The organism is Hyphomonas sp. NPDC076881, from assembly GCF_050269995.1.
Classification (GTDB): Bacteria; Pseudomonadota; Alphaproteobacteria; order Caulobacterales; family Hyphomonadaceae; genus Hyphomonas.
Genome location: NZ_JBNNJJ010000013.1, coordinates 47,916 through 67,876 on the forward strand (window position 1 = coordinate 47,916; position 19,961 = coordinate 67,876).

The window sequence follows — 19,961 nt, forward strand, 5'->3', positions numbered from 1 at the left end:
TCGTGGCCATGTTGCCGCCCCGGTTTACCGTGAAGGGAAACAGTCATGATCCCAGATGGAAACGTTTCCCATGCCGCCCGGCTTCGCGCCCGCCTCCGCGCCGCGCGGGAGGGGCTGCGCGCGCGATATGTGAAGGGGCCATGGAGCCTTAGCGTATTCGAGTTTGTCAGTTTCGGTATCAAACAGGCCTGGGCCTGTCTGTTCGGCGGGGCAATGCTGGGGTTGCTGCTGCTGACACATTTTTTCTATCCGGAGGGAGCGGCGCTTTCCCGATACGACTTTCTGGTAATTGCCGCGGTGGCCCTGCAGGCGGGGCTTTTGCTCAGCGGGCTGGAAACCTGGGAAGAGGCGCGGGTGATCTTCGTGTTCCATGTGGTGGGCACGGTCATGGAGCTGTTCAAGACGGGCGCCGGCAGCTGGATCTATCCGGAGGAGAGCTTCTTGAGGATCGGCGCCGTGCCGCTGTTTTCCGGTTTCATGTATGCGGCGGTCGGTTCCTATCTCGCCCGCGTGTGGCGGATCTTCGAGTTCCGCTTCACACGGTTTCCCCCGCTCTGGCTGCAGGGCCTGCTGGCGCTGGCGATCTATGTGAACTTCTTTGCCCATCACTGGACCGTGGACATCCGGTACGGCCTCTTCGCTGCCACCGCGCTGATCTACCTGCGCACGACCGTCTGGTTCCGTCCGGATGCAATCCACAGGCCGATGCCGCTGCTGATCGGCTTTTTCCTGGTGGCAGTGTTTATCTGGTTTGCGGAGAACCTTGGAACATTTGCGCGGGCCTGGGCCTATCCGGGGCAAGAAAATGGCTGGGAAATGGTGTCTTTATCGAAGCTCGGATCATGGTATCTGCTGATGATCATCAGTTTCGTCCTGGTTGCCAGCGTGCACCGGGGCCGGGGAGGCCAGACCAGTGACCATAACCAAGCTTCTCGTCGCTAACCGGGGCGAGATTGCCGCCCGCATTTTCCGCACCTGCCGGGAACTCGGCATCGAGACCGTGGCCGTCTATTCCGAGGCGGACCGCGCCGCCAAACATGTGCGCGAGGCCGATGAGGCTGTCTGCATCGGCCCGGCACCTGCGCCCGAGAGCTATCTGCGTATGGAAGCGATCATCGCTGCCGCGAAGGAGGCGGGCGCTGACGCGGTCCATCCCGGCTATGGCTTCCTCTCCGAAAACGCCGCCTTTGCCGAGGCTGTGGTGGCGGCTGGGTTGATCTGGGTCGGCCCGCCTGCCTCCGCCATTCGCGCGATGGGACCAAAGGACGAGGCCAAGCGCATTGCCGAGGAGGCGGGCGTGCCCGTGCTGCCCGGCTATCGCGGAGAGGCGCAGGACATTGCCACGCTGAAGAAGGCGGCCGCGAAGATCGGCTATCCGCTGCTCATCAAGGCGGTCGCAGGAGGCGGCGGGCGCGGCATCCGGCAGGTGTCCAAAGAGGCCGAGCTGGACGCTGAACTCGTCAGCGCCGTGCGGGAGGCGGAAAGCGCCTTTGGCGATGGCCGCGTCATGCTGGAGAAGCTGGTTCTGCAGCCGCGCCATATCGAAGTGCAGGTGTTTGGCGATGCCCACGGCAATGTCGTTCACCTGTTCGAGCGGGACTGCTCGCTGCAACGCCGCCGCCAGAAGGTGCTGGAAGAGGCGCCTGCGCCGGGTATGCCGGAAGACGTGCGCGAGGCAATGACGGAGGCATCCGTGAAGCTTGCCAGGGCCGTCGGTTATCAAGGGGCCGGTACGGTGGAATTCATCGTGGACGGATCAAAGCCTCTGGCGATGGACACATTCTGGTTCCTGGAAATGAACACGCGGCTTCAGGTGGAGCATCCGGTTACCGAGATGGTGACTGGGCAGGATCTGGTGGAATGGCAGTTGATCGTCGCTTCGGGTGGCACGCTGCCGCTGGCGCAGGACGAGATTGCGCTGAATGGCCATGCCATAGAGGCGCGCATCTGCGCGGAAGACCCCGCCGAAGGTTTCCGCCCCGGCGCGGGCGTGATCCTGGAGTTCGGATTGCTGGATGAGCCCGATGGCGAGATCATCCGCTGGGACACCGGCTTTGAAACCGGTGACCGTGTGCCCTCAAATTACGACTCCATGATTGCCAAGCTGATCGTCTACGGAGATCACCGGGACGAGGCGCTGGAGCGCCTGACCGATACGCTGGCGCATACGCAGCTGGCGGGGGTGCCGTCGAACGCCGGTTTCCTGCGCCGCTGCGCTATGTCGGATGCGTTTCAGGCCGGTGCGCATCATGTGAACTGGATCGGCGAGAATATGGATGCTCTGACGACCGCGCCGCCGGAGCACCTGGAGGCTTCGCTGAACGCGGTAGCGAGCCTTGTGCTGGATGAGGCGCCGGGCCTTTCCCCTTGGTCGATCAATGACGGTTTCCGCCTGAACGCCGCGCCGCGCCGCACCATTGTCCTGGCGGCCGATGGCGAGGCGGAGATGGTGGAGGCGGGCATTCCGATGCCGGAGGATGTGCCATTTCCTCTGGTGACGGATCTTTCTCCGCGCCGGTATGCCGTTACCTGCGGGGGCGACACGTTTCTGGTGACGATCCCCGAATACAGCGCCGATGCCGACGCAGCGCTGGGCGGCAATGCCGTGAAGGCGCCGATGCCCGGCAAGGTGCTGACCATCACGGCGAAAGCAGGCGAAGCGGTGACGCGCGGAGACACGCTGGCCGTTCTGGAAGCCATGAAGATGGAACACGCCCTCGCCGCGCCGCGCGATGGTGTGATCGAAGCGGTGCATGCAGGAGCCGGCCAGCAGGTGGCCGAGGGCGACCTGCTGGTGTCGCTGGTGGAAGAGTAAGGTTCAGCTCAGTTCCAGCCCTTCTAGCTCGCCGCGCTCCCGCCAGGCCTTCAGGATACGGAAATAGGCGTTGGGGCCTTCGCCGTAGGAGTTGTTCTGCGCGGCCCGGTCGCTCGGCTTACCTTCATTATTGTAGTACCCCGGCGTGCATTCTTCGAGGAATTGCTGGCGCATGACGGCCTTCTCGATGATCTGCTGCACCCAGGCGGCTTCGCCTTCGGGGCTCGCCTCGAAAGTGCCGGCCTGACGGGCTGAGACTTCGGAGAGGATGTGGGCGATCTGCTCGGCCTGCTCGTCCAGCAGGTGGGGATAGTTGGCTGTGAAGCCCGCCTGGCCTGACCCCATCAGGAACATGTTGGGGAAGTTATTGACCGCAAGGCCATGCAGGCTGCGCATACCGTCAGCCCAGTGATCTTTCAGGTGCACGCCGCCCTTGCCGACAGGATCATACCCCGCGCGGCGAGTGTAGTCCGTACCTACTTCAAAGCCGGTGGCGTAGACGAGGCAATCGACCTTGTATTCGATACCATCGACAATGATCGAATCCTCCGTGATCCGCTCAACACCCTGGCCACCGGTGTCTACAAGCGTCACGTTCGGACGGTTGAAGGAATTGAGATACGCATCATGGAAGCAGGGGCGTTTGCAGAACTGGCGATACCAGGGCTTCAGCTTGGCGGCGGTTTCCGGGTCTTTGATCACCTCGTCGACGCGGGCGCGCACCTGTTCCATCTTCTTGAAGTCTGCCAGTTCGGCGAGTTCTGCCAGACGCGCCGGCGAGAGTCCCTTCTTGTCACCGGAGCTGGCAATGAAGAGGATGTTGCGGATAATGTCCGTCCACCCATCCTGCACCAAGTCTTCGGGCTCATAGCCGCCTGAAACCAGCGTGTTGAAATTCTCCATGCGGCGGCGCTGCCAGCCGGGCTGGAGACTTTTGGCCCAATCCGGATCGGTGGCGCGGTCATTGCGCACATCAATGGAAGAAGGCGTGCGCTGGAAGACGTAAAGGTGTTTGGCGCCTTCGGCGAGATGGGGCACGCATTGCACGGCGGTGGCCCCGGTGCCGATGATGCCGACCACTTTGTCCTTTAGCTTCGTCAGACCGCCGGTGCTGTCTCCGCCCGTGTACTGATAATCCCAGCGGCTGGTGTGAAAGCTGTGCCCCTTAAAGCTTTCAACGCCTGGAATGCCGGGCAGCTTCGGCCGGTTCAGCGGGCCGTTGGACATGATGACGAACTGGGCCGTGAAGCGATCATCCCGGTCTGTCTCGACGATCCAGACGCGGCGGGCTTCATCCCATTTCATGCCAGTGATGCCGGTGCCGAGGAGGGCGTTTTCATAGAGATTGAAATGCCTGGCGATGCGGGCGGAATGTTCGAGGATTTCCGGTGCCTTGGTGTACTTCTCCTTCGGCATGTAGCCGGTTTCTTCCAGCAGCGGCAGGTAGATATAGCTCTCGATATCGCAGGCAGCGCCGGGATAGCGGTTCCAATACCATGTGCCGCCGAAGTCTCCGCCTTTCTCGATCATGCGGATGTCCTTGAAGCCCGCCTTGCGCAGGCGGGCGGCGGAGAGCAGGCCGCCAAAGCCGCCGCCGATCACGGCAACCTCCACATGATCTGTCACCGGCGCGCGGGCTATGCGCTCCGTATACGGGTCTTCCAGATAGTGGGCGAACTGGCCGGCAACATTCACATATTGCTCGTTGCCATCCTTGCGCAGGCGCTTGTCACGTTCGGCGCGGTAGCGGGCGCGCAGCTGGTTGGGGTCAAATCCCAGATCAAGGGCGGCGTCGTCGGCCATGTGTCGTTCCTCCCAGGTACGGATGCGGGGTCTCTGCCCGTCATTTCTCGTCCGATGAGGAAACCTAACCGCGATTTTCAGCCGCTAACAGCCGTCACCCTGCGTCAGCCGCCAAGGCCCGACAACGCACGGATAACCACGTAAGCCAGGATACCGGCGCCAATGAACAGCCAGACGTTACTGCCAGGATAGCTATCCTTGATTTTTTCGGGCGCGGGGCGGTTCAGCAGCCGGTCGAATTCCCGCTGCTTGCGCACTTCGTAAGGCGCTTCATGCCATTCGACGCCTTCGCGCACCCGGCGCAGCCAGGCGTTCATGTGCCGCTCGGCCGGGTGGCTGGAAGGTTGGCGCACCCAGCCGAACTGGGCGTCGAGATCGTCAAAGAGGCGCAGGGTCAGCCAAGGGGGTAGTTGTACATCTCCTGACTGTGCGTAGTAGCCGGTTGCATGGCAGAGATAGTTGCGCACCTGCCATTGCAGGGCGCGGTATTCATCGATGCCTTCCAGGTCCGGCGAGTTGAAGAGTGCATCGAGATCGGCGCGGGAGGGCGGACCCCAGGGAGAGATCAGTGCCTCGTGCAGCTTCTGCATGGCCGCGTCGATGCGCAGGTCAAAATCGGAGGGGGTGTAGGCTTCTGCGTCCTCGTCTTCTTCCAAATCCGCGTCGGCGTCTTGGGGTGACGGGGCGGCGCGGGTGACCGTATCTACCGCCTGTTCTGTCAGCTTCCCGATTTGTCTGCCCTCTGACGGAGCAGAGCTGGCCTCCGGTTCAGCTTCTGCTGCCTCGTCATCCTCTTCATACTCTTCGGGATATTCCGCCCGCCACCGCGCCTCCTGCCGCGCGCGTTCGAAAGCTTCGCGCAGGGCCATGAACGCTGTGCGGTTATCTTCGGGCCGGGTGACCTTCAGGCGCTCCGCATAGGCCTTGCGGATGTCGGCTTCGGTGGCGGTTTTCCGGTCGAGGCCGAGCAGGGTGAAGGGGTCAGAAGACATCCTCGCCCTCGACGCGGCTCAGGATTTCTTCGATCTGGGTGCGGGCGTCCTGGATCTGGCGCTTGTCATGGGTGTGCAACACCGCCTCGAACTGGGCGAGGATATGGCCGATCTCCTGGCGCAGCTCGCCGAGGCTGTTTTCATAGGCCGCGCGCAGGCGGGCGATGATAGCGGCGTTTTCCTGCTCGTCGCGCGGGTGAATCTTCAGGGCGGCGAGTTCCTTGAGGCGTTTGTCGATTTCGGCGCGGGTCATCGTGCCGGGGGTGCCTTCGATCACGAGGCGGAGGGTCTTCTTCGTGGCCACCGGTGTGGCCTCCACCTCCAGGACGCCGGAAGTGTCGTAGGTATAGCGCACCTCCACCGTCTTGTCGGCCTTCAGGTCTGCCGGCAGGGGTACGCGCAGCTGGCCGATGCGCACATTATCGCGAACGAAGGGGCTTTCGCCCTGATAGATCATCAGGTTGATCTCGCGCTGGTGCTGTTCCAGCGGGCTGATTTCATTGGCGCGGCTGGCGGGCACCACCGTATTGCGCTCGATCAGCGGCGAGAAATGGCCCGCCTCCCACTGGTTTGGCCCGAGCGGCACGGAGACTTCGTAGCCGAGCGTGAAGGGGCAAACGTCTGTCATCACCACATCGTCCAGCGCGGCATGGCGGCTGGCGAGACCGGCCTGGACCGCTGCGCCGAGGGCGACGACATGATCGGGATCGATCGAGTGTTCCGGGAAGCGTTTGAACAGGCGGGTGATCAGCCCGCGCACGGCCTGCATGCGGGTAGCGCCGCCCACGGTGATGATGCGGTGCAGGTCGTCTGCCCGGAGGCTCGCGTCAGAAATGGCGCGCTGGATGGGCATGCGCAGGCGTTTTAGAAGTTCGTCGGTGATCTCGTCAAACTTCTCCCGCGTGATGGAGACGGGGCGGGCCTCGCCCTTGATCACATATTCGCCAGTGGCTTCGGCTTTTTCCGAGAGTTGGTGCTTCAGCCGGTTGGCGAGGGCGCGCAGGCGGGCACCTTCCTCACGGCTGACATCCTTGGGCTGGAGGCCGAGCTGGTGGCCGAGTTCTGTGGCCAGCGCGTCGGTGAAATCCTCCCCGCCGAGAAAGGCGTCACCTGCCGAGGCGCGCACTTCCATCACGCCGGAGAACATCTCCAGGATCGAGACATCGAACGTGCCCCCGCCGAGATCGACGACGAGAAAAGTGGATTCGGCGTCGCGGTCCTGCAGCCCATAGGCGAGGGCGGCGGCGGTTGGCTCGTTGACGAGGCGGTTGACCTTCAGCCCGGCAAATTCGGCGGCGGTGATGGTGGCTTTGCGCTGGATGTCGTTGAAATACGCAGGCACAGAGATCACCGCTTCTTCCACCTTGCGGCCAAGATGGGCTTCGGCATCTGCCCGCAGGCTGCCAAGAACCAGGGCGGAAAGCTCCTCTGGGCGGAAGGACTTCTTGCCCAGCTTCACCTCGTGATTGGTGCCCATATAGCGTTTGAAGCGGGCGGTGGTTAGGTCTGGGTGGGTCAGCAGCCGGTCACGGGCGGCGCGGCCCACAAGCATGGCACCATCATCGCCATAGCCTACGGCAGACGGCGTCATCACCTCGCCCAGCGCATTGGGAACCAGCTTTGGCCCATCAGCCTCGAATACCGCCACAAGCGAATTGGTTGTGCCAAGGTCGATGCCAATGATGGCCTTGTTGGACATGTGGTCTTGCCCCCGCGGGTATGCCTTCTGCACCCTTAGCGCGTCCGCACGCTCAGTCCAGCCGTCCTTTCACCCAGTGCCATGCCTCTGTTACAAAACTGCCCTATGCCGAGAGGAACATGCACAAGAAGGAGGCCGCCCGATGGCGATGATGGACGACAGCGAAAACAAGACCGTAAACCCGCGCATTGCCGCAGGTGTGGCCACCATTGGTGATGTGATCGGCCAGCGGCTGTCTCGGCGCGGCTTTCTGGGCGGACTGGGCGCGGTATCTGGCCTGGCGCTGGCCGGATGCACAACCGGGCGGGCGCCGCTGGCAGAAGCCGGGACGGGCGCCGGCAGCACGGCAGAGCCTGCATTCCGCTTTGTGGAAGTGGCGCGGGGGATGGACGAGACCCATCATGTGGCAGAGGGCTACCGTGCGGATGTGCTGATCCGCTGGGGCGATCCGCTGTTTGCTGACAGTCCTGCCTTTGATCCGATGAACCAGACCCCCGAAGCGCAACGCCGCCAGTTTGGATACAATAACGACTTCATCGGTGTTGTGCCTCTTGAGGCCGATGCGGCGGGGCAGGAGCGGGCGCTGCTCTGCGTCAATCACGAATACACGTCCACCAATCTGATGTTGCCGGGCGTTACCGCGGGCTATCCCGCGTCGATGACGAAGGCGCTTTCCGAGATCGAGATGGCGGCGCATGGCGGCACGATCCTGGAAGTGCGCAAGGAAGCGGGCGAGTGGAAGCCGGTCGTTGGTTCGCCCTATAACCGGCGGATTACGGCAGATACGACGCCGATGCAGGTTACGGGGCCTGCGGCGGGCAGCCCGCGTCTTCAGACGGCGGATGATCCTGGCGGCACGCTGGTTTCCGGTACGATGAACAATTGCGCTGGCGGCATTACGCCATGGGGCACTTATCTGATGGCGGAAGAAAACTTCAACGGCAATTTCCTTGGCGAATTGCCCGAGGGCCACCGGGAAGCGGAGAACCACAAGCGTTATGGTGTGCCGTCTGGCTGGTATCAGTGGGGCCGGTTCTTTGACCGCTATGATGTGAGCAAGGAGCCGAATGAGCCCAACCGTTTCGGCTGGATTGTCGAGGTGGACCCGATGGACCCTACGTCTGTCCCGAAGAAGCGCACTGCGCTTGGCCGCGTAAAACATGAGGGCGCCGAAAGCGTGGTGGCGCCGGATGGCCGCGTTGTGGTTTATACCGGCGACGATCAGCGGTTTGACTATGTCTACAAGTTTGTGACAAAAGGGACGTTCGCGGCCGGTGACCGGGCGGCGAACATGAACCTTCTGGACGAAGGCACGCTGTATGTCGCGCGGTTTGATGCCGATGGGACGGTGGCATGGCTGCCGCTGGTCTATGGAACCGGTCCGCTGACTAAGGAAAATGGTTTTGCCTCGCAGGCGGATGTTCTGATCGAAACGCGCCGGGCCGGCGATCTGCTGGGCGCCACGCCGATGGACCGTCCTGAGGACGTTGAGCCCAACGCCAAGACGGGTCGCGTCTACGTCATGCTGACCAACAATGATCGCCGCACGGAGGCGCAGGTGGACGCCGCCAACCCGCGCGCTTCAAACCGGTTTGGCCATATCATCGAGATCATCGAGCCGGAGGGGGATTTCACTTCTGAAACCTCGCGCTGGGAAATTCTGGTGCGCTGCGGCGACCCCTCGATTGCGCAGGTTGGCGCGCTCTGGAACCCTCTGACTACGGAGAATGGATGGTTTGCCAGCCCGGACAATTGCGCCATTGATCCGCAGGGGCGCTTGTGGGTTTCCACTGATGGCAACGAGAATTCCGGCGCGGCGGATGGCCTCTGGGCGCTGGAAACGCACGGCGAGGGGCGCGGCACAGGGCGGCATTTCTTCCGCTGTCCCGCGGGCGCGGAAATGTGCGGCCCCCGTTTCAACGAGACAGGCGAAGCCCTGTTCCTGGCGGTTCAGCATCCGGGGGATACCGAAGGGGCAAGCTTTGAGGCGCCGGGCACGCGGTGGCCGGACTTCCAGCCTGCCATGCCGCCGCGCCCAAGCGTGGTCGTCGTAACGAAACAGGGCGGCGGCCTGATCGGGGGATAAGGCCGCGCGTCTGTGCCTCCGTTTCAGCGCCGCAGCAGCACGCGGTGGCCGCCTTCGCGCGTCAGCTCGAGGGCGCCATCGGCGGTGATGCGCCAGGCCATTTCGCCCTGCAGGGCGGCGGTGAACTTCGTTTCCTGATTGTTCAGCGCCGGGGCGAGACAGGCACGGCGCGTCATCGCCAGCGGCGAGAAGGTGAGGTGGGTGCCGGTCGCGGCGTAGCTGCCGCTGAGGCTGTTGCAGCCGGTAGAGCCGGAAACCTTGCCGTCTTCGGTAAATGTCAGCGTAAGGACTGTGTTGTCGATCACCCCGCCACGGTTGAGGTCTTCAACCGTCCAGGTGCCGCCGCCGAGTGTCGCGGGGTCGCCCTCAACGACGTCGCCCTCCGCCGGAAGCGGACGGGCAGTGAAGGAGACGCCATCTCCGCCCCGGAGGATGAGATTGCCCAGGCTGTCGATCCTGCCTTCGGTCTTGCCGGAGAGGATTTTGCCGAAAGCGGATTCCTGTTCCATCACGCCGTCTGCCATGCAGGCCATCTTGGTCATGCCGACGCCGGAGAAGGCTAGCTCTGCGCCCGCCTGGGTATAGCCGCCGAAGAAGCGGTTGCAGCCCGTGGTGCCGTTGATCTTGCCATCAGCCTCGAAATTGATCTGCGGCTCGCTGCCGGCAACGACGGTGGTGCCGCCCATTGTTTCGACCTGCCAGCGGGTGCCGGCCAATGGTTTGAGGCCGGAGGGAGTGAGTTCTATCTCCGTGCCGTTCTGACCGGTGAGAATGACTTTGCCATCGGCGCCGGGGGCAAAGGTAGCTGTGCCCTTGAAGGCGGCATAGAGGGCCCCTTCCTGCGCGCCAGCCCTCGGATCAAGACAGGCCATCATGGTGGAGATGAGGTCTCCAAAGGTTACCTTGCCGTCTGTTTCGCCGAAGCTGCCGCCATAGGTGTTGCAGCCGCCAAAGCCGCTAACGCGGCCATCTTCACCGAACTTGACGGTTATCGGGCGCTGGCCGGAGACTGGCTGGCCGCCAATTGCGGATACGCGGTAATCTTTGCCGGCCAGTTTCAGCATGGCGGGCGCTTCAGGGGGCGGGGCGGCAGGCGCGGGCGCGACCTTGACCATCACCAGTGTGCCGGCATCCACGACGCCGCTGGTGACTTCGACCCGGTGGACGGTATCGGTGGTCCAAAGGAGGGCACCATCCGGACCGGTGACTGTGGCGCGCAGCGTATAGGTGAGGCGCGGGTCGAGCGCTTCATTGAGGCGCAGGGTGAATTTTTTCGGCACGCCGCCATCGTCCAGGCTGTCAGACCAGTCTGCCAGAGAAATGGCCGGAGCGTCGGCGCGGGAGGTATCTGACAGTTCCACCTTCAGGACAGACCCCTTCGGCGCGGCCATCCGCTCGCGATAGGTGGCAGAACCCTTCACAGTCAGCACGGCGGCCTCCTCTTGCGGCGACAGGGCCGTAGGCGGCGTCTGACAGGCGCTGAGAATGGGCGCGGCCGAGATGAGAAAGAGCGGGATAAGCGCCGCCTTGTAGAATTTTCCATATGCCATTCAGGCCTCCCTTCATATCAACTTGCCGGCTATCCGGATCGGCTTGTGCCTGCCGCTGCGGCAGATTCCCCGAAGGGATGGCATCAGCAAGGCGGCATTATGGCGAGCCTGATGCCATCTTACTCTACGACACGTCCGGCGGGATGCGGAAGGCCGTTTCCATGCCGGTGGAAGCTGCTACTCTCCCCGCTGAGGGTAACAGACTGGCGCATACTGGGGAGGTATCGCCGATGAAGACAAAAAGCACGATCGACCTGCAGCGGGGCCGATGGTTTTCGGCTTTGCCGGAGGCGTTGCAGGAAGAGATTCTGCAAAACGCGACGCGGCAGAAACTGCGGCGGGGCAAGCATGTGTTTCGGCAGGGAGACCCGCCCAGTGGCATCTACGGCCTGGTGGGCGGGGAGGCCCAGATCATCGGCACAACGCTGGCCGGGCTCGACATCCTGGTGGCGGTTTACCGGCCGGGCGACTGGACCGGCTTTCTCGCCTGCGTGGATGAGGGGCCCTACACCTTTTCCGTGATAGCCAGCCAGCCTTGCGAGGTAATGCATCTGCCGCTCGCGGCCGTGAGGCGGCTGTTCCTGTCAGACGCAGAGAACTTTCGCCGCTTCGTCTTGCCGGAGATGGCCTCGATCCGGGCGATCTATTCGCAGGTGGTGGAAAGCCTTGCCTTTACGCCGCTGCAGCGGCTGGCGCGGCGTCTGATCGATCTGACGAGCGAGCCGCATGGCGGGCGGGCGACCTCCTCCTTCATCAGCCCGGTAACGCAGGATCAGATTGCCCTGTCGATCATGGCGTCGCGCCAGTGGACCAATCGTCTTCTGCAGCATCTGGAACAGGCGGACGTGATCCGCATTTCCCGCAGCCGGATTGATATTCTCGACCGCGCGCGGCTCAGCCAGCTTGCGACACATGGGGAGAGCGGGTTCACGCTGGCCGAGACCGCGCCGGGGCAGGCCTCGCTGGTTTGAGCCGGCGAGGCCTGGGGCCGGAGGGTCAGTGCGCGTCGGTGATTTCGGAGATTTCGCCGAGGGTTTGGTCACCGCAGGTGATGGTGACGCGGCTATAGCTGCTGCCGGCGAGCGGGCCGGTATAGTGAACTTCCTCGGTGGCGATGGCCATCGTGGCGGGCTCTGTGGGCGCGACTGGAATGAGCTTCAGATTGAGGGCGGGGGTCATCGAGCGGTCCATCGGGCCGACTTCCCAATTGAAGGTGTATCCCCCTGATCTGACATCAACTTTTCCGATGACATGCACTGTCGGCGAGGCGTCGGGGCCGGGCATCCGGTCGATCCAGGCTTCCCAGTCGCGGGAGTCCAGCACGGCGCATTCTTCGGCCGGAGCAGCTTCGGGCGCCGGGGCCGTTCCGGGGTGACGGACATCTCTTCTTCAGCTGCCTGAACAGGCGGAGGCTCTGCGGCTGGGGGCTGGTCGGCAGGGGGCGCGCAGGCGGCGAGAATAATTCCGCTGGCCGCAGCCAAGGCTAGGAGGCGGAGGCTGGTCATGTGATTTCCCTTTTGTTTCAGGCTTCCCAGGATAGCCTTACTTGCGCGGGTAACGTGTCATTTTGAGGACAGTTCCGGACACTTACGGACAAATCCGGCAAGCCCTGCGCCAGCAGGGGCCGTCACCGCGTCACGGTTTTCTTTTTAAGCCCGCCGGCGGCCGGAAGCGAATAGAGCGTGCCATCTTCGCCGATATCGACCTTGCCGGAATAGACCGCGCCGGTGCCCTTCAGGAAGACAGGGTAGAGCAGCTTTGACGGCAGGGGCGGGACGATATGGTAAATCACCAGACGCTCTACCCCGGCGGTCTCTGCGGCGCGGGCGGCGTCCACCGGCGAAGCATGATAGTCCAGAATGTCACCAAACACCTTTGACAGCGGGGCGGCGCCAGCCTCGCCGGCCGCCTTCGACATGGCGGCGACCATTTCCGGGTTCAGCGCTTCATGGAAGAGGATATCGGCGCCTTCGGCGACGCTGACGAGATTGTCCGAATACACCGTATCGCCGCTGATGACAGCAGAGCGGCCTTTGTAATCGATGCGGAAGCCATAGGCCGGCTCGACCGGGGAATGGTTGACCAGGAAGGCAGTGATCTGAAGATCGCCCTCATCCAGCAACACGGCGCGGGCGCCGGGGCCGGCGGGCAGATCGATCACCTCCGGGGCAAGGCCATAACCGGCGGGGTTGGCAACAGCGGGACCATGATGGGCCATGCGGTAGGTGCTGTCGATACGGTAGGCGGCGTTGAAGCCATCGGTGATTTCGGCAACGCCAATGGGGCCAGCGACGGGCAGCGGCGTGGACCGGCTGCCGCCCACCCAGGCGCCGACCATGAGTTCGCCAAGGCCGTCAAAATGGTCCGAGTGCAGATGACTTAGATAAAGTTTTTCGGTACGGCCTGTGGGAAAACCCATGCGCGTGAGCCGGCGGATGGAGCCGCCGCCAACATCGAAAATGAAGGCGCGATCACCCGCCAGAACGCCGATACAGGGACCTGCCCGGGCAGGATCCGGCAGGGGGGAACCGCTGCCGCAGAGATAGAGATGAAGGCCATCGGGCAGGAGGGCGGAAGGATCTTTCCCGACATTTTCAGCGACGGCGCGGCGGAAGACCGCTTCGCCAATCTGGACCGCGAAAACCTGCCGCGCCGCCAGCAGCGCCAAGACACTGACGGCCAATGCGATAGCCGCCCATTTCACGATCCGCATATGCCCCTCCCACGGGTGGTTTTTGTGGGGAGGTTGGAGCATATGACATTATTCGTGTCAATTGTTTTGAGCGGGCGTTGGGCCAGACTGGAGGGACAGTTCCCCCGCGCGCAGCGGCGCAGGGGGATTAACCGGGCCGTTTACTGGCAGACCTTCGCGCTGGTGTTGCTGCCGCTCATGGTGCAGTGGGCGTAGCGGTATTTCTGCTTGGTTTCAGCGGAGATCTGCGAGGCGCTTTTCATTGCCGGGGGCGAGAAAGAGGGGCTGCTGGAAGTGTAGGTGGGGGCGCTGGAGCCGTAGAGCTGGCGCCAGCGGGCGTCAGCCATTCCGGGCTCATTCGTGCCGGTGCCGAAGGTCCCTTCCAGGCCCGTGCCGCGGGCGGCCATCTCCGCGTCAGCGGCGGCGCGAGCTGGGCCGGACTGGAACCAGAGGGCCGCGGCGTAGAGATCATGGGTGGCGACCTGATCCATGCGGCCGGCCGCCTTGGCGGCGAGGATGGCTTTCTCAGCGAGGTTTTTCGACCGGGCAGAGTTGATGGCAGCATAGACGGCATCGCCATAGCGGCCTTCGGCCAGGGGCGTGTCGATCATCGCGTTGAGGGCGGCCATCTTTGCTTCATATTCGGCCAGCTCGCGGTTGTAGGTTTCCCATTCCGTTGCGCGGTCGCAGGACTCTGCGTGGCCCTTGTTACAGGCGCGGCGCAGATAGGTGGAGCCGATTTCGTATTCCTCGATGTCGAGATAGACGCCGGCGACATTGCGGCAATCGCCGCCGCTGTTCTGCTCATCACAGCGGATCATGGAATAGGTGAGGCCCTTCTGCGCGTCGAAGGTGGCCGCGTCGGGGTCGGCATAGACCCGGGCGGCGACGCTGCAGGCCATCTCGTCGTGATACTTGTCGCAGGTGCGCTCGGCGAACCAGCCGGCGTTCGCCATGTTGATCATCGACGGATATTTGCCCTCGCTGCCGTCCCAGCCCCAGTAGAGTCCCCAGAAGCAGGGGCCGCGCACGCCAGCTTCGCAGCCAGCCTTGGCGGTGGCGATGGCCTTTCCGAAATCATGAGCGGGAGAGGTGGTGCTGAGGCGGTGGCCGATGCTCTTGTCGCACCCATCGACATGACCCATGGCGCAGGCGCGTTCCATGTATTCGACGCCTTTGACAACATCCTTGGGCACGTTGCCATCACCATTGGTGTAGAAATAGCCGGTGGTGGTGCAGCCATCGGGGATGCCCATGTCGCAGGATTTCAGGAAGAAGCTGGCAGCTATCTGCTTGTCTTCCGGGGCGCCGATGCCCTGGGCGTATTCGGCGCCGGTGTAGAAGCAGGCCTCTGCGTCACCGGCGTTGCAGGCGGGCTCAGATTCGGTCTGGGCGCTGGCGGGGGAGGCGAAGATGGCGATGGTGGCCGCAGCGGCGGCGAGGGCGAGGATGCGCATGAGGCAGGCTCCCTGTATGAGTGCGGGATAGGCGTGCCTTGGGTGTTAGGGAGGTTTTCTGGACGGGGGCACCCCCGGTTCCGGGGGGAGCTGGCCGCAGGGATCAGGTGCGGAAGGATTTGCGGCCGAAATAGGCGCTGCCAGGGGGCGGCGGCGGGGGCGGGCTGGTGGAGTCCGTCTCGGTTTCTTCTTGCGTCCCGGTTTCGGTATCGTCCGTCAGCCGCACAGCGCCAGCGCCCCAGGCGTCTTTTTTCTCTTCCGGCTCTTCTACCGGGGCCTCTTCACCCTGGGCTTGGGCGGTTTCTTCCGGAGCGGCTGTTTCGACTTCCAGGGTTTCCACAGGCTCGGGTTCGGCCTCAGGCTCTGCCAGCTTCACCGCAGCCAGCAGCTTGCGCACATGCGCGGCAGCGGCCGAGGCGGTGGAGACTTCAAAGTCCGGCACGCGCTTATCGAGGCGGCGAGCAAGCTGGCGGGCCTGATGGTGGGTGAGGGATTTGAGCTGGACGTTGAATGCCTCGTCCCCAATAGCGGCGCGCACCTGGGCAAGGCTTTCCGGCGTCTGGCCGGCCGAAAGCAGCAGCTTCTTGGCGATCATGCCGGCGGCGGCGGCCCAGTCCTTGTCAGAGACACCGAGCGTTTCCTGAAGGCGGAGAAGGGCGTTGACTGCCTGGATGCCGGACACCTCGCCGTCTGCGGTCATGCAACTTTCTCCCGGACTTCGGCGAGAAGCTGTTCGATGATCTGGAGGGCTTCACCCGACCATTTGGCCTGCAGCGTCGGCTCCGGCCCCAGTTCGATGGGGTTGGAGGCAAAGCCGGGCTTCATCGGGATCACGGTCTTGAACATCGCAAATTCGGTTTCCGCCGCAGTGGACGCTTCCCGCATCGCGCCGAGCACGACCTGCTGATGGGAGGAGCCATCATAGCGGGTGGCCAGGACAACCGGGAGCGTTTCGATATCCCGGTTACGCAGATTCTTCATGATGTCGCCAGTGAAGAGGTCGAGGCCCAGGGTGGACATGAAATCCGGGATTGTCGGCACGATGATCAGATGGCTGGCCGCCAGGACGGTTTCCGTCATCACCGAGATGCCAGGCGGGCAATCGAAGAGGATGACATCATACTGCGCCTTCAGGAGGTTCAGATCATCCCGCAGGCGCTTGCCGACCTGATTCTGCAGGGCCTCCATGGCATAGCCCTTGGCGGTCAGCTCGAAGATCAACTCGCGCTCTGTCTTGCGCAGGCGCGGTGAGGAGGGGATGAGATCCAGCGGCAAGGGCTTGCCCTTGAAGGTGACGTCGCTGGCGTCCGTGATGATGAATTCACCCAGACGGCGCTGCTCGTTCGCGAAGAAGTTTTCCAGCAGCCAGTCAGAGATGGTCATATAGTCGTTGATGGCCTCGAACAGGTGTTCGTCGCCATTATTGCCGAAGATCAGCAGCGAGGCATTGGCCTGGGTGTCTAGGTCAATCACCAGGGTGCGCATACCCGAGGCTGCGAAGGCCTCCGCGAGGCTGACGCAGGTGGTGGTTTTGCCGACACCGCCTTTGGAATTGGCGATCGAAATGACGCGGGCAGACATTTTGCGTTTCTGTTCCTGTCTCAGCTCAGAGCCCCCGGCTCTTGCCAGATTTGGGGGGACAAGGCCACCCGCTATCCCCGCTTTTGAACACCGCCCCCGAATAAAAAATCGTCAATGATTCAGAGGGCAGCGCGCTGTGCCTGCAGAAAGTTGTGCCGGTCAATCCGGCAGGGGGCTGCGTGCGCCGAAAATCGGGACTGTCGGAACAAGCCGGCAGTGACCTGAGGAGCGGACCTTTGAACTGGAATTGGCCATTCGCAAAATCAAGGCAGGAGCTGAAATCGGCGGGCCATCTTGAATGGCCGCTGGTGGCGCTGAGCGAGCCGCGCGCAGCAAGCTGGGGCAGCCGGGAGGCCGGCGCGTTGACGCGAGACGGATACCTCAAGAATGCGGTGGCCTATCGCTGTGTACGCATGGTGGCCGAGGCGGCGGCGTCCATTCCGCTGAAATCTGGCCATGAGGGTGTGGCGCGTCTGATGCGTCAGCCGATGCCGGAAGCGGCAACCGCTGGCTTTCTGGAAGCCGTGTATACGGAGCTTCTGTTGACGGGGAACGCGTTTGTCGAGGCTGTGCGCCTGCCGGGAGAGACCGCTGTGGCGGCGCTGTTTCCCATCCGCACGGGCCGGGTGCGCCCGGTGAAAGATGCTGCCGGCTGGGTGGAGGCCTGGGCCGTGAAGGGACAGGGTCGGGAACGGCGCGTGGGACGCGAGGCGAGCGGCTGGTGCCCGATGATGCAGGTGAAGCTGTATAATCCGGCTGACGAGGCGATGGGTTTGCCACCGCTGGCCGCCGCGCGCCGGGCGCTGGATCTGCACAATGCGGGGGCAGACTGGGCAAAGGCCCTGATCGACAATGCCGCCAAGCCTTCGGGCGCGCTGGTGTACGGCGGGGGCGGGCGAATTCCGGCTGACCAGTTTGACCGGCTGAAAGAGGAACTGGCGCAGAGCTTTTCCGGGGCGGGCAATGCCGGGCGGCCGATGCTGCTGGAGGGTGGCCTGCAATGGCAGGCGCTGTCGCTTTCCCCTGCCGAAATGGATTTTCAGGAAACGCGGGCGATGGCGGCGCGGGAGATTGCACTGGCGCTTGGCGTCCCTCCGATGCTGTTGGGGATTCCCGGGGACAATACGTATGCGAATTATCGCGAGGCGAATGCGGCCTTCTGGCGGATGACCGTTCTGCCTTTGGCGCAGCGCTTTGCCGGGGCGCTTTCCTGCTGGCTGGACGAACCGTTTGGCGAGGATGTGGAGGTGCGGCTGGATCTGGAGGCTGTACCGGCGCTGGCAGGCGAGCGGGAGGCGCTGTGGGCGCGGATCAGCGCTGCGGATTTCCTGAGCCTTGAGGAGAAGCGCATGCTGGCGGGCGTCGCGCCATGAAGATCCAGGGGAAGGTGACGATTGCGCTGGTGCTGGCCGTGGCCCTGCACGCAGCGGGTGTGATGTTCTGGGCCGGGGCGGCGGCGGAGCGGATTTCGGCGCTGGAAGCCAGCGCGGCGACGGCGCGGCCGGTGGCCGAGCGGCTGGCGCGGATGGAAGCGGAGATGGCCGCCGTACGGGCACAGCTCGACCGTATGGAAGCCCGGATGGAGGCTCAGAATGCGCGCTGAGCCGATCTTGATCGAGGGCTATGCCAGCCTGTTTGGGCAGGTGGATTCGGGCGGAGATATTGTGCGCGCCGGGGCGTTCGCGCGCAGCCTGCGCCGGGGCGGGAGCCTGGCGATGCTGATCCAGCACCGTGACGGGGCGAGCGCCGGACGGTGGACGCGGATCATCGAGGATGGGCGCGGGCTGTTCGTGCGCGGACTGGTGGAGGCGCCGGGCGCGCTGGCGCTGGTGGGGGGAGGCCTGAGCGGGCTTTCCATCGGATTTCGCCCAGCGCGTTGGAGCCCGCGCCCCGGGGGCGGGCGGGAGCTGATCGAGGTGGACCTCGTGGAGATTTCACTGGTGCGCACGCCCATGCTGAGCGGCGCCAGATTTTCAGTTCAGGGACGAAGCCTGAGGCAGGCGGCGTGAGAAATATGGTCAACAAAGGAGACGACATGACCAGGGAAACCAAGATGGTGAAGGCGGAGACGGCCGAAATGATGGCTGTATTCGAAGCCTACCGGCAGGCGAACGACGCGCGCCTGGCCGAGATCGAGAAGAAAGGCGCGGCTGATCCGCTCTCGGATGAGAAACTGGCGCGGATTGACCGGCGGCTGGAGGCCCTCAGCCTGAAGATGGCGCGGCCCGATGCTGGCGGCGGCGCAGACCCGGCAGAAGATGAGCACCGCGAGGGCTGGATGCGCTATCTGCGCACAGGCGACGATAGCGCGATTGCCGGCCGGGAGCTGAAATCGCTCAACACCGGCACGGGCAGCGAGGGCGGGCATGTGGCGCCGCCGGAGCTGGACCGGCTGATCGAGGCGCGCCTGATGGCGGCGAGCCCCATGCGCCAGATTGCGACCGTGCGGCAGACGTCGGCCGGCGTTTACAAGAAGCCGGTGGGCCTGGGCGCGGCGGCGCAATGGGTGGGCGAGGAGGCCGCGCGGCCGCAGACGGCTGTGACTGGCCTCGACCTTCTGGAGTTTCCGGCGGGTGAACTTTACGCCATGCCGGCGGCCACGCAGGCGCTGCTGGAAGATGCGTATGCCGACATTGATGCCTGGCTGGCCGACGAGGTGGAGATTGCGTTTGCGGCGCAGGAGTCTGCGGCTTTCGTCAGTGGCAATGGCGTGGCCAAGCCGAAGGGGTTTCTCGATTACACGATTGTGGCTGAGAGCAGCCACAGCTGGGGCCAGATCGGCTCTGTGCCGGGGGACTTCACAGAAGCAGACGCGGCCGATCAACTGATCGACCTGATCTACGCGCCCAAGAGCCAGTTCCGGGCCAATGGCCGGTTCGTCATGAACCGGCGCACGGTGTCCGCCGTCCGTAAGCTGAAGGATGGCGATGGACGTTATCTCTGGCAACCGGGCAGCGGCGGCGAGGCGGCCACCGTGATGGGCTATCCGGTCACCGAGATGGAAGACATGCCCGACATTGGCGAGGGCAATGCCGCCATCGCGTTTGGCGACTTCAAACGTTTCTACCTGATCGCAGACCGCCAGGGCGCGCGTGTGTTGCGGGATCCGTTTTCAGCCAAACCCTACGTGCTGTTCTACACGACGAAACGTGTGGGCGGCGGTGTGCAGAACTTCGATGCGGTCAAAGTGATGACCTTCTGAGGTCTTGCTCGCGGCGGAGCTCTGGATTGCTCGGATGCTGTTCCGGGCTCCGCCCCGGGCATCCTGCGCCTCCGCTTTGCTCGC

The 19,961-nt window shown here is 63.7% G+C and carries 17 protein-coding genes; 8 read left to right on the plus strand and 9 right to left on the minus strand.

The features are described from left to right. The first annotated feature begins 45 nt into the window (after positions 1-45). Positions 46-942 (plus strand): DUF817 domain-containing protein, encoded by an 897-nt coding sequence (locus ACQKI2_RS14545; RefSeq protein ID WP_427380327.1) that lies wholly within the window; start codon positions 46-48, stop codon positions 940-942. Next, positions 914-2,815, plus strand: coding sequence for an acetyl/propionyl/methylcrotonyl-CoA carboxylase subunit alpha (locus tag ACQKI2_RS14550; protein ID WP_427380328.1), 1,902 nt, complete (start codon positions 914-916; stop codon positions 2,813-2,815). Before ACQKI2_RS14545 ends, ACQKI2_RS14550 begins: the two co-directional genes overlap by 29 nt. Positions 2,816-2,818: 3 nt before the next feature. Here the strand turns inward: ACQKI2_RS14550 and ACQKI2_RS14555 are convergent, their stop codons facing one another. From ACQKI2_RS14555 to ACQKI2_RS14565, 3 genes are all read right to left on the minus strand, one after another. Next, the gene (locus tag ACQKI2_RS14555; protein ID WP_427380329.1) at positions 2,819-4,618 is read right to left on the minus strand and encodes a flavin-containing monooxygenase; all 1,800 of its coding nucleotides are present in this window, start codon (positions 4,616-4,618) and stop codon (positions 2,819-2,821) included. 104 nt (positions 4,619-4,722) lie between these two features. Beyond that, entirely contained in the window at positions 4,723-5,610 is an 888-nt protein-coding gene (locus tag ACQKI2_RS14560) for a hypothetical protein (RefSeq protein ID WP_427380330.1), read from the minus strand. Next, on the minus strand, positions 5,600-7,309 hold the full coding sequence (locus tag ACQKI2_RS14565) for an Hsp70 family protein (RefSeq protein WP_427380331.1): 1,710 nt from the start codon (positions 7,307-7,309) through the stop codon (positions 5,600-5,602). The genes ACQKI2_RS14560 and ACQKI2_RS14565 overlap by 11 nt, the downstream gene beginning before the upstream one ends. A gap of 142 nt (positions 7,310-7,451) precedes the next feature. Between ACQKI2_RS14565 and ACQKI2_RS14570 the strand changes: the two genes are divergently transcribed. Then, entirely contained in the window at positions 7,452-9,395 is a 1,944-nt protein-coding gene (locus ACQKI2_RS14570) for a PhoX family protein (protein WP_427380332.1), read from the plus strand. 23 nt (positions 9,396-9,418) lie between these two features. Here the strand turns inward: ACQKI2_RS14570 and ACQKI2_RS14575 are convergent, their stop codons facing one another. After that, entirely contained in the window at positions 9,419-10,945 is a 1,527-nt protein-coding gene (locus ACQKI2_RS14575) for an META domain-containing protein (protein ID WP_427380333.1), read from the minus strand. A 230-nt stretch (positions 10,946-11,175) separates the two neighbouring features. Between ACQKI2_RS14575 and ACQKI2_RS14580 the strand changes: the two genes are divergently transcribed. Then, positions 11,176-11,916 (plus strand): Crp/Fnr family transcriptional regulator, encoded by a 741-nt coding sequence (locus ACQKI2_RS14580; protein WP_427380334.1) that lies wholly within the window; start codon positions 11,176-11,178, stop codon positions 11,914-11,916. Positions 11,917-11,941: 25 nt separating this feature from the next. Here ACQKI2_RS14580 and ACQKI2_RS14585 read toward each other — a convergent pair whose 3' ends face one another. The 5 genes from ACQKI2_RS14585 to ACQKI2_RS14605 form a co-directional block, all read right to left on the minus strand. Next, entirely contained in the window at positions 11,942-12,268 is a 327-nt protein-coding gene (locus tag ACQKI2_RS14585; protein WP_427380335.1) for a hypothetical protein, read from the minus strand. Positions 12,269-12,572: 304 nt separating this feature from the next. Further along, positions 12,573-13,658, minus strand: a complete 1,086-nt coding sequence (locus tag ACQKI2_RS14590; protein ID WP_427380336.1) for an MBL fold metallo-hydrolase — start codon at positions 13,656-13,658, stop codon at positions 12,573-12,575. Between the two features lie 140 nt (positions 13,659-13,798). Beyond that, positions 13,799-15,094, minus strand: coding sequence for a tetratricopeptide repeat protein (locus tag ACQKI2_RS14595; RefSeq protein ID WP_427380337.1), 1,296 nt, complete (start codon positions 15,092-15,094; stop codon positions 13,799-13,801). Between the two features lie 103 nt (positions 15,095-15,197). Further along, complete coding sequence (locus tag ACQKI2_RS14600) at positions 15,198-15,794, minus strand: hypothetical protein (RefSeq protein WP_427380338.1); 597 nt, start codon at positions 15,792-15,794, stop codon at positions 15,198-15,200. Next, a complete protein-coding gene (locus ACQKI2_RS14605) occupies positions 15,791-16,675 on the minus strand; it encodes a ParA family protein (protein WP_051612446.1) in 885 nt (294 codons plus the stop codon). The genes ACQKI2_RS14600 and ACQKI2_RS14605 overlap by 4 nt, the downstream gene beginning before the upstream one ends. Positions 16,676-16,911: 236 nt before the next feature. On the opposite strand from ACQKI2_RS14605, the gene ACQKI2_RS14610 reads away from it, so the two are divergent. The 4 genes from ACQKI2_RS14610 to ACQKI2_RS14625 are packed head-to-tail and all read left to right on the plus strand — an operon-like array spanning position 16,912 to position 19,877. Then, a complete protein-coding gene (locus ACQKI2_RS14610; protein WP_427380339.1) occupies positions 16,912-18,048 on the plus strand; it encodes a phage portal protein in 1,137 nt (378 codons plus the stop codon). Beyond that, complete coding sequence (locus ACQKI2_RS14615) at positions 18,045-18,278, plus strand: hypothetical protein (protein ID WP_427380340.1); 234 nt, start codon at positions 18,045-18,047, stop codon at positions 18,276-18,278. Before ACQKI2_RS14610 ends, ACQKI2_RS14615 begins: the two co-directional genes overlap by 4 nt. Next, on the plus strand, positions 18,268-18,684 hold the full coding sequence (locus ACQKI2_RS14620; RefSeq protein ID WP_427380341.1) for an HK97 family phage prohead protease: 417 nt from the start codon (positions 18,268-18,270) through the stop codon (positions 18,682-18,684). Before ACQKI2_RS14615 ends, ACQKI2_RS14620 begins: the two co-directional genes overlap by 11 nt. Positions 18,685-18,710: 26 nt before the next feature. Further along, positions 18,711-19,877 carry a phage major capsid protein gene (locus tag ACQKI2_RS14625; RefSeq protein WP_427380342.1) on the plus strand — a complete coding sequence of 389 codons (1,167 nt, stop codon included), beginning with the start codon at positions 18,711-18,713 and terminating at the stop codon, positions 19,875-19,877. The last annotated feature ends 84 nt before the right edge of the window (positions 19,878-19,961 follow it).

What these genes read in the sequence shown, in the direction of transcription:
- ACQKI2_RS14600 (WP_427380338.1), bottom strand. Translation starts at nt 15,794, where the DNA reads ATGACCGCAGACGGCGAGGTGTCCGGCATCCAGGCAGTCAACGCCCTT.
- ACQKI2_RS14570 (WP_427380332.1), top strand. Translation starts at nt 7,452, where the DNA reads ATGGCGATGATGGACGACAGCGAAAACAAGACCGTAAACCCGCGCATT.
- ACQKI2_RS14560 (WP_427380330.1), bottom strand. Translation starts at nt 5,610, where the DNA reads ATGTCTTCTGACCCCTTCACCCTGCTCGGCCTCGACCGGAAAACCGCC.
- ACQKI2_RS14555 (WP_427380329.1), bottom strand. Translation starts at nt 4,618, where the DNA reads ATGGCCGACGACGCCGCCCTTGATCTGGGATTTGACCCCAACCAGCTG.
- ACQKI2_RS14605 (WP_051612446.1), bottom strand. Translation starts at nt 16,675, where the DNA reads ATGTCTGCCCGCGTCATTTCGATCGCCAATTCCAAAGGCGGTGTCGGC.
- ACQKI2_RS14590 (WP_427380336.1), bottom strand. Translation starts at nt 13,658, where the DNA reads ATGCGGATCGTGAAATGGGCGGCTATCGCATTGGCCGTCAGTGTCTTG.
- ACQKI2_RS14620 (WP_427380341.1), top strand. Translation starts at nt 18,268, where the DNA reads ATGCGCGCTGAGCCGATCTTGATCGAGGGCTATGCCAGCCTGTTTGGG.
- ACQKI2_RS14615 (WP_427380340.1), top strand. Translation starts at nt 18,045, where the DNA reads ATGAAGATCCAGGGGAAGGTGACGATTGCGCTGGTGCTGGCCGTGGCC.
- ACQKI2_RS14580 (WP_427380334.1), top strand. Translation starts at nt 11,176, where the DNA reads ATGAAGACAAAAAGCACGATCGACCTGCAGCGGGGCCGATGGTTTTCG.
- ACQKI2_RS14575 (WP_427380333.1), bottom strand. Translation starts at nt 10,945, where the DNA reads ATGGCATATGGAAAATTCTACAAGGCGGCGCTTATCCCGCTCTTTCTC.
- ACQKI2_RS14565 (WP_427380331.1), bottom strand. Translation starts at nt 7,309, where the DNA reads ATGTCCAACAAGGCCATCATTGGCATCGACCTTGGCACAACCAATTCG.
- ACQKI2_RS14625 (WP_427380342.1), top strand. Translation starts at nt 18,711, where the DNA reads ATGACCAGGGAAACCAAGATGGTGAAGGCGGAGACGGCCGAAATGATG.
- ACQKI2_RS14595 (WP_427380337.1), bottom strand. Translation starts at nt 15,094, where the DNA reads ATGCGCATCCTCGCCCTCGCCGCCGCTGCGGCCACCATCGCCATCTTC.
- ACQKI2_RS14545 (WP_427380327.1), top strand. Translation starts at nt 46, where the DNA reads ATGATCCCAGATGGAAACGTTTCCCATGCCGCCCGGCTTCGCGCCCGC.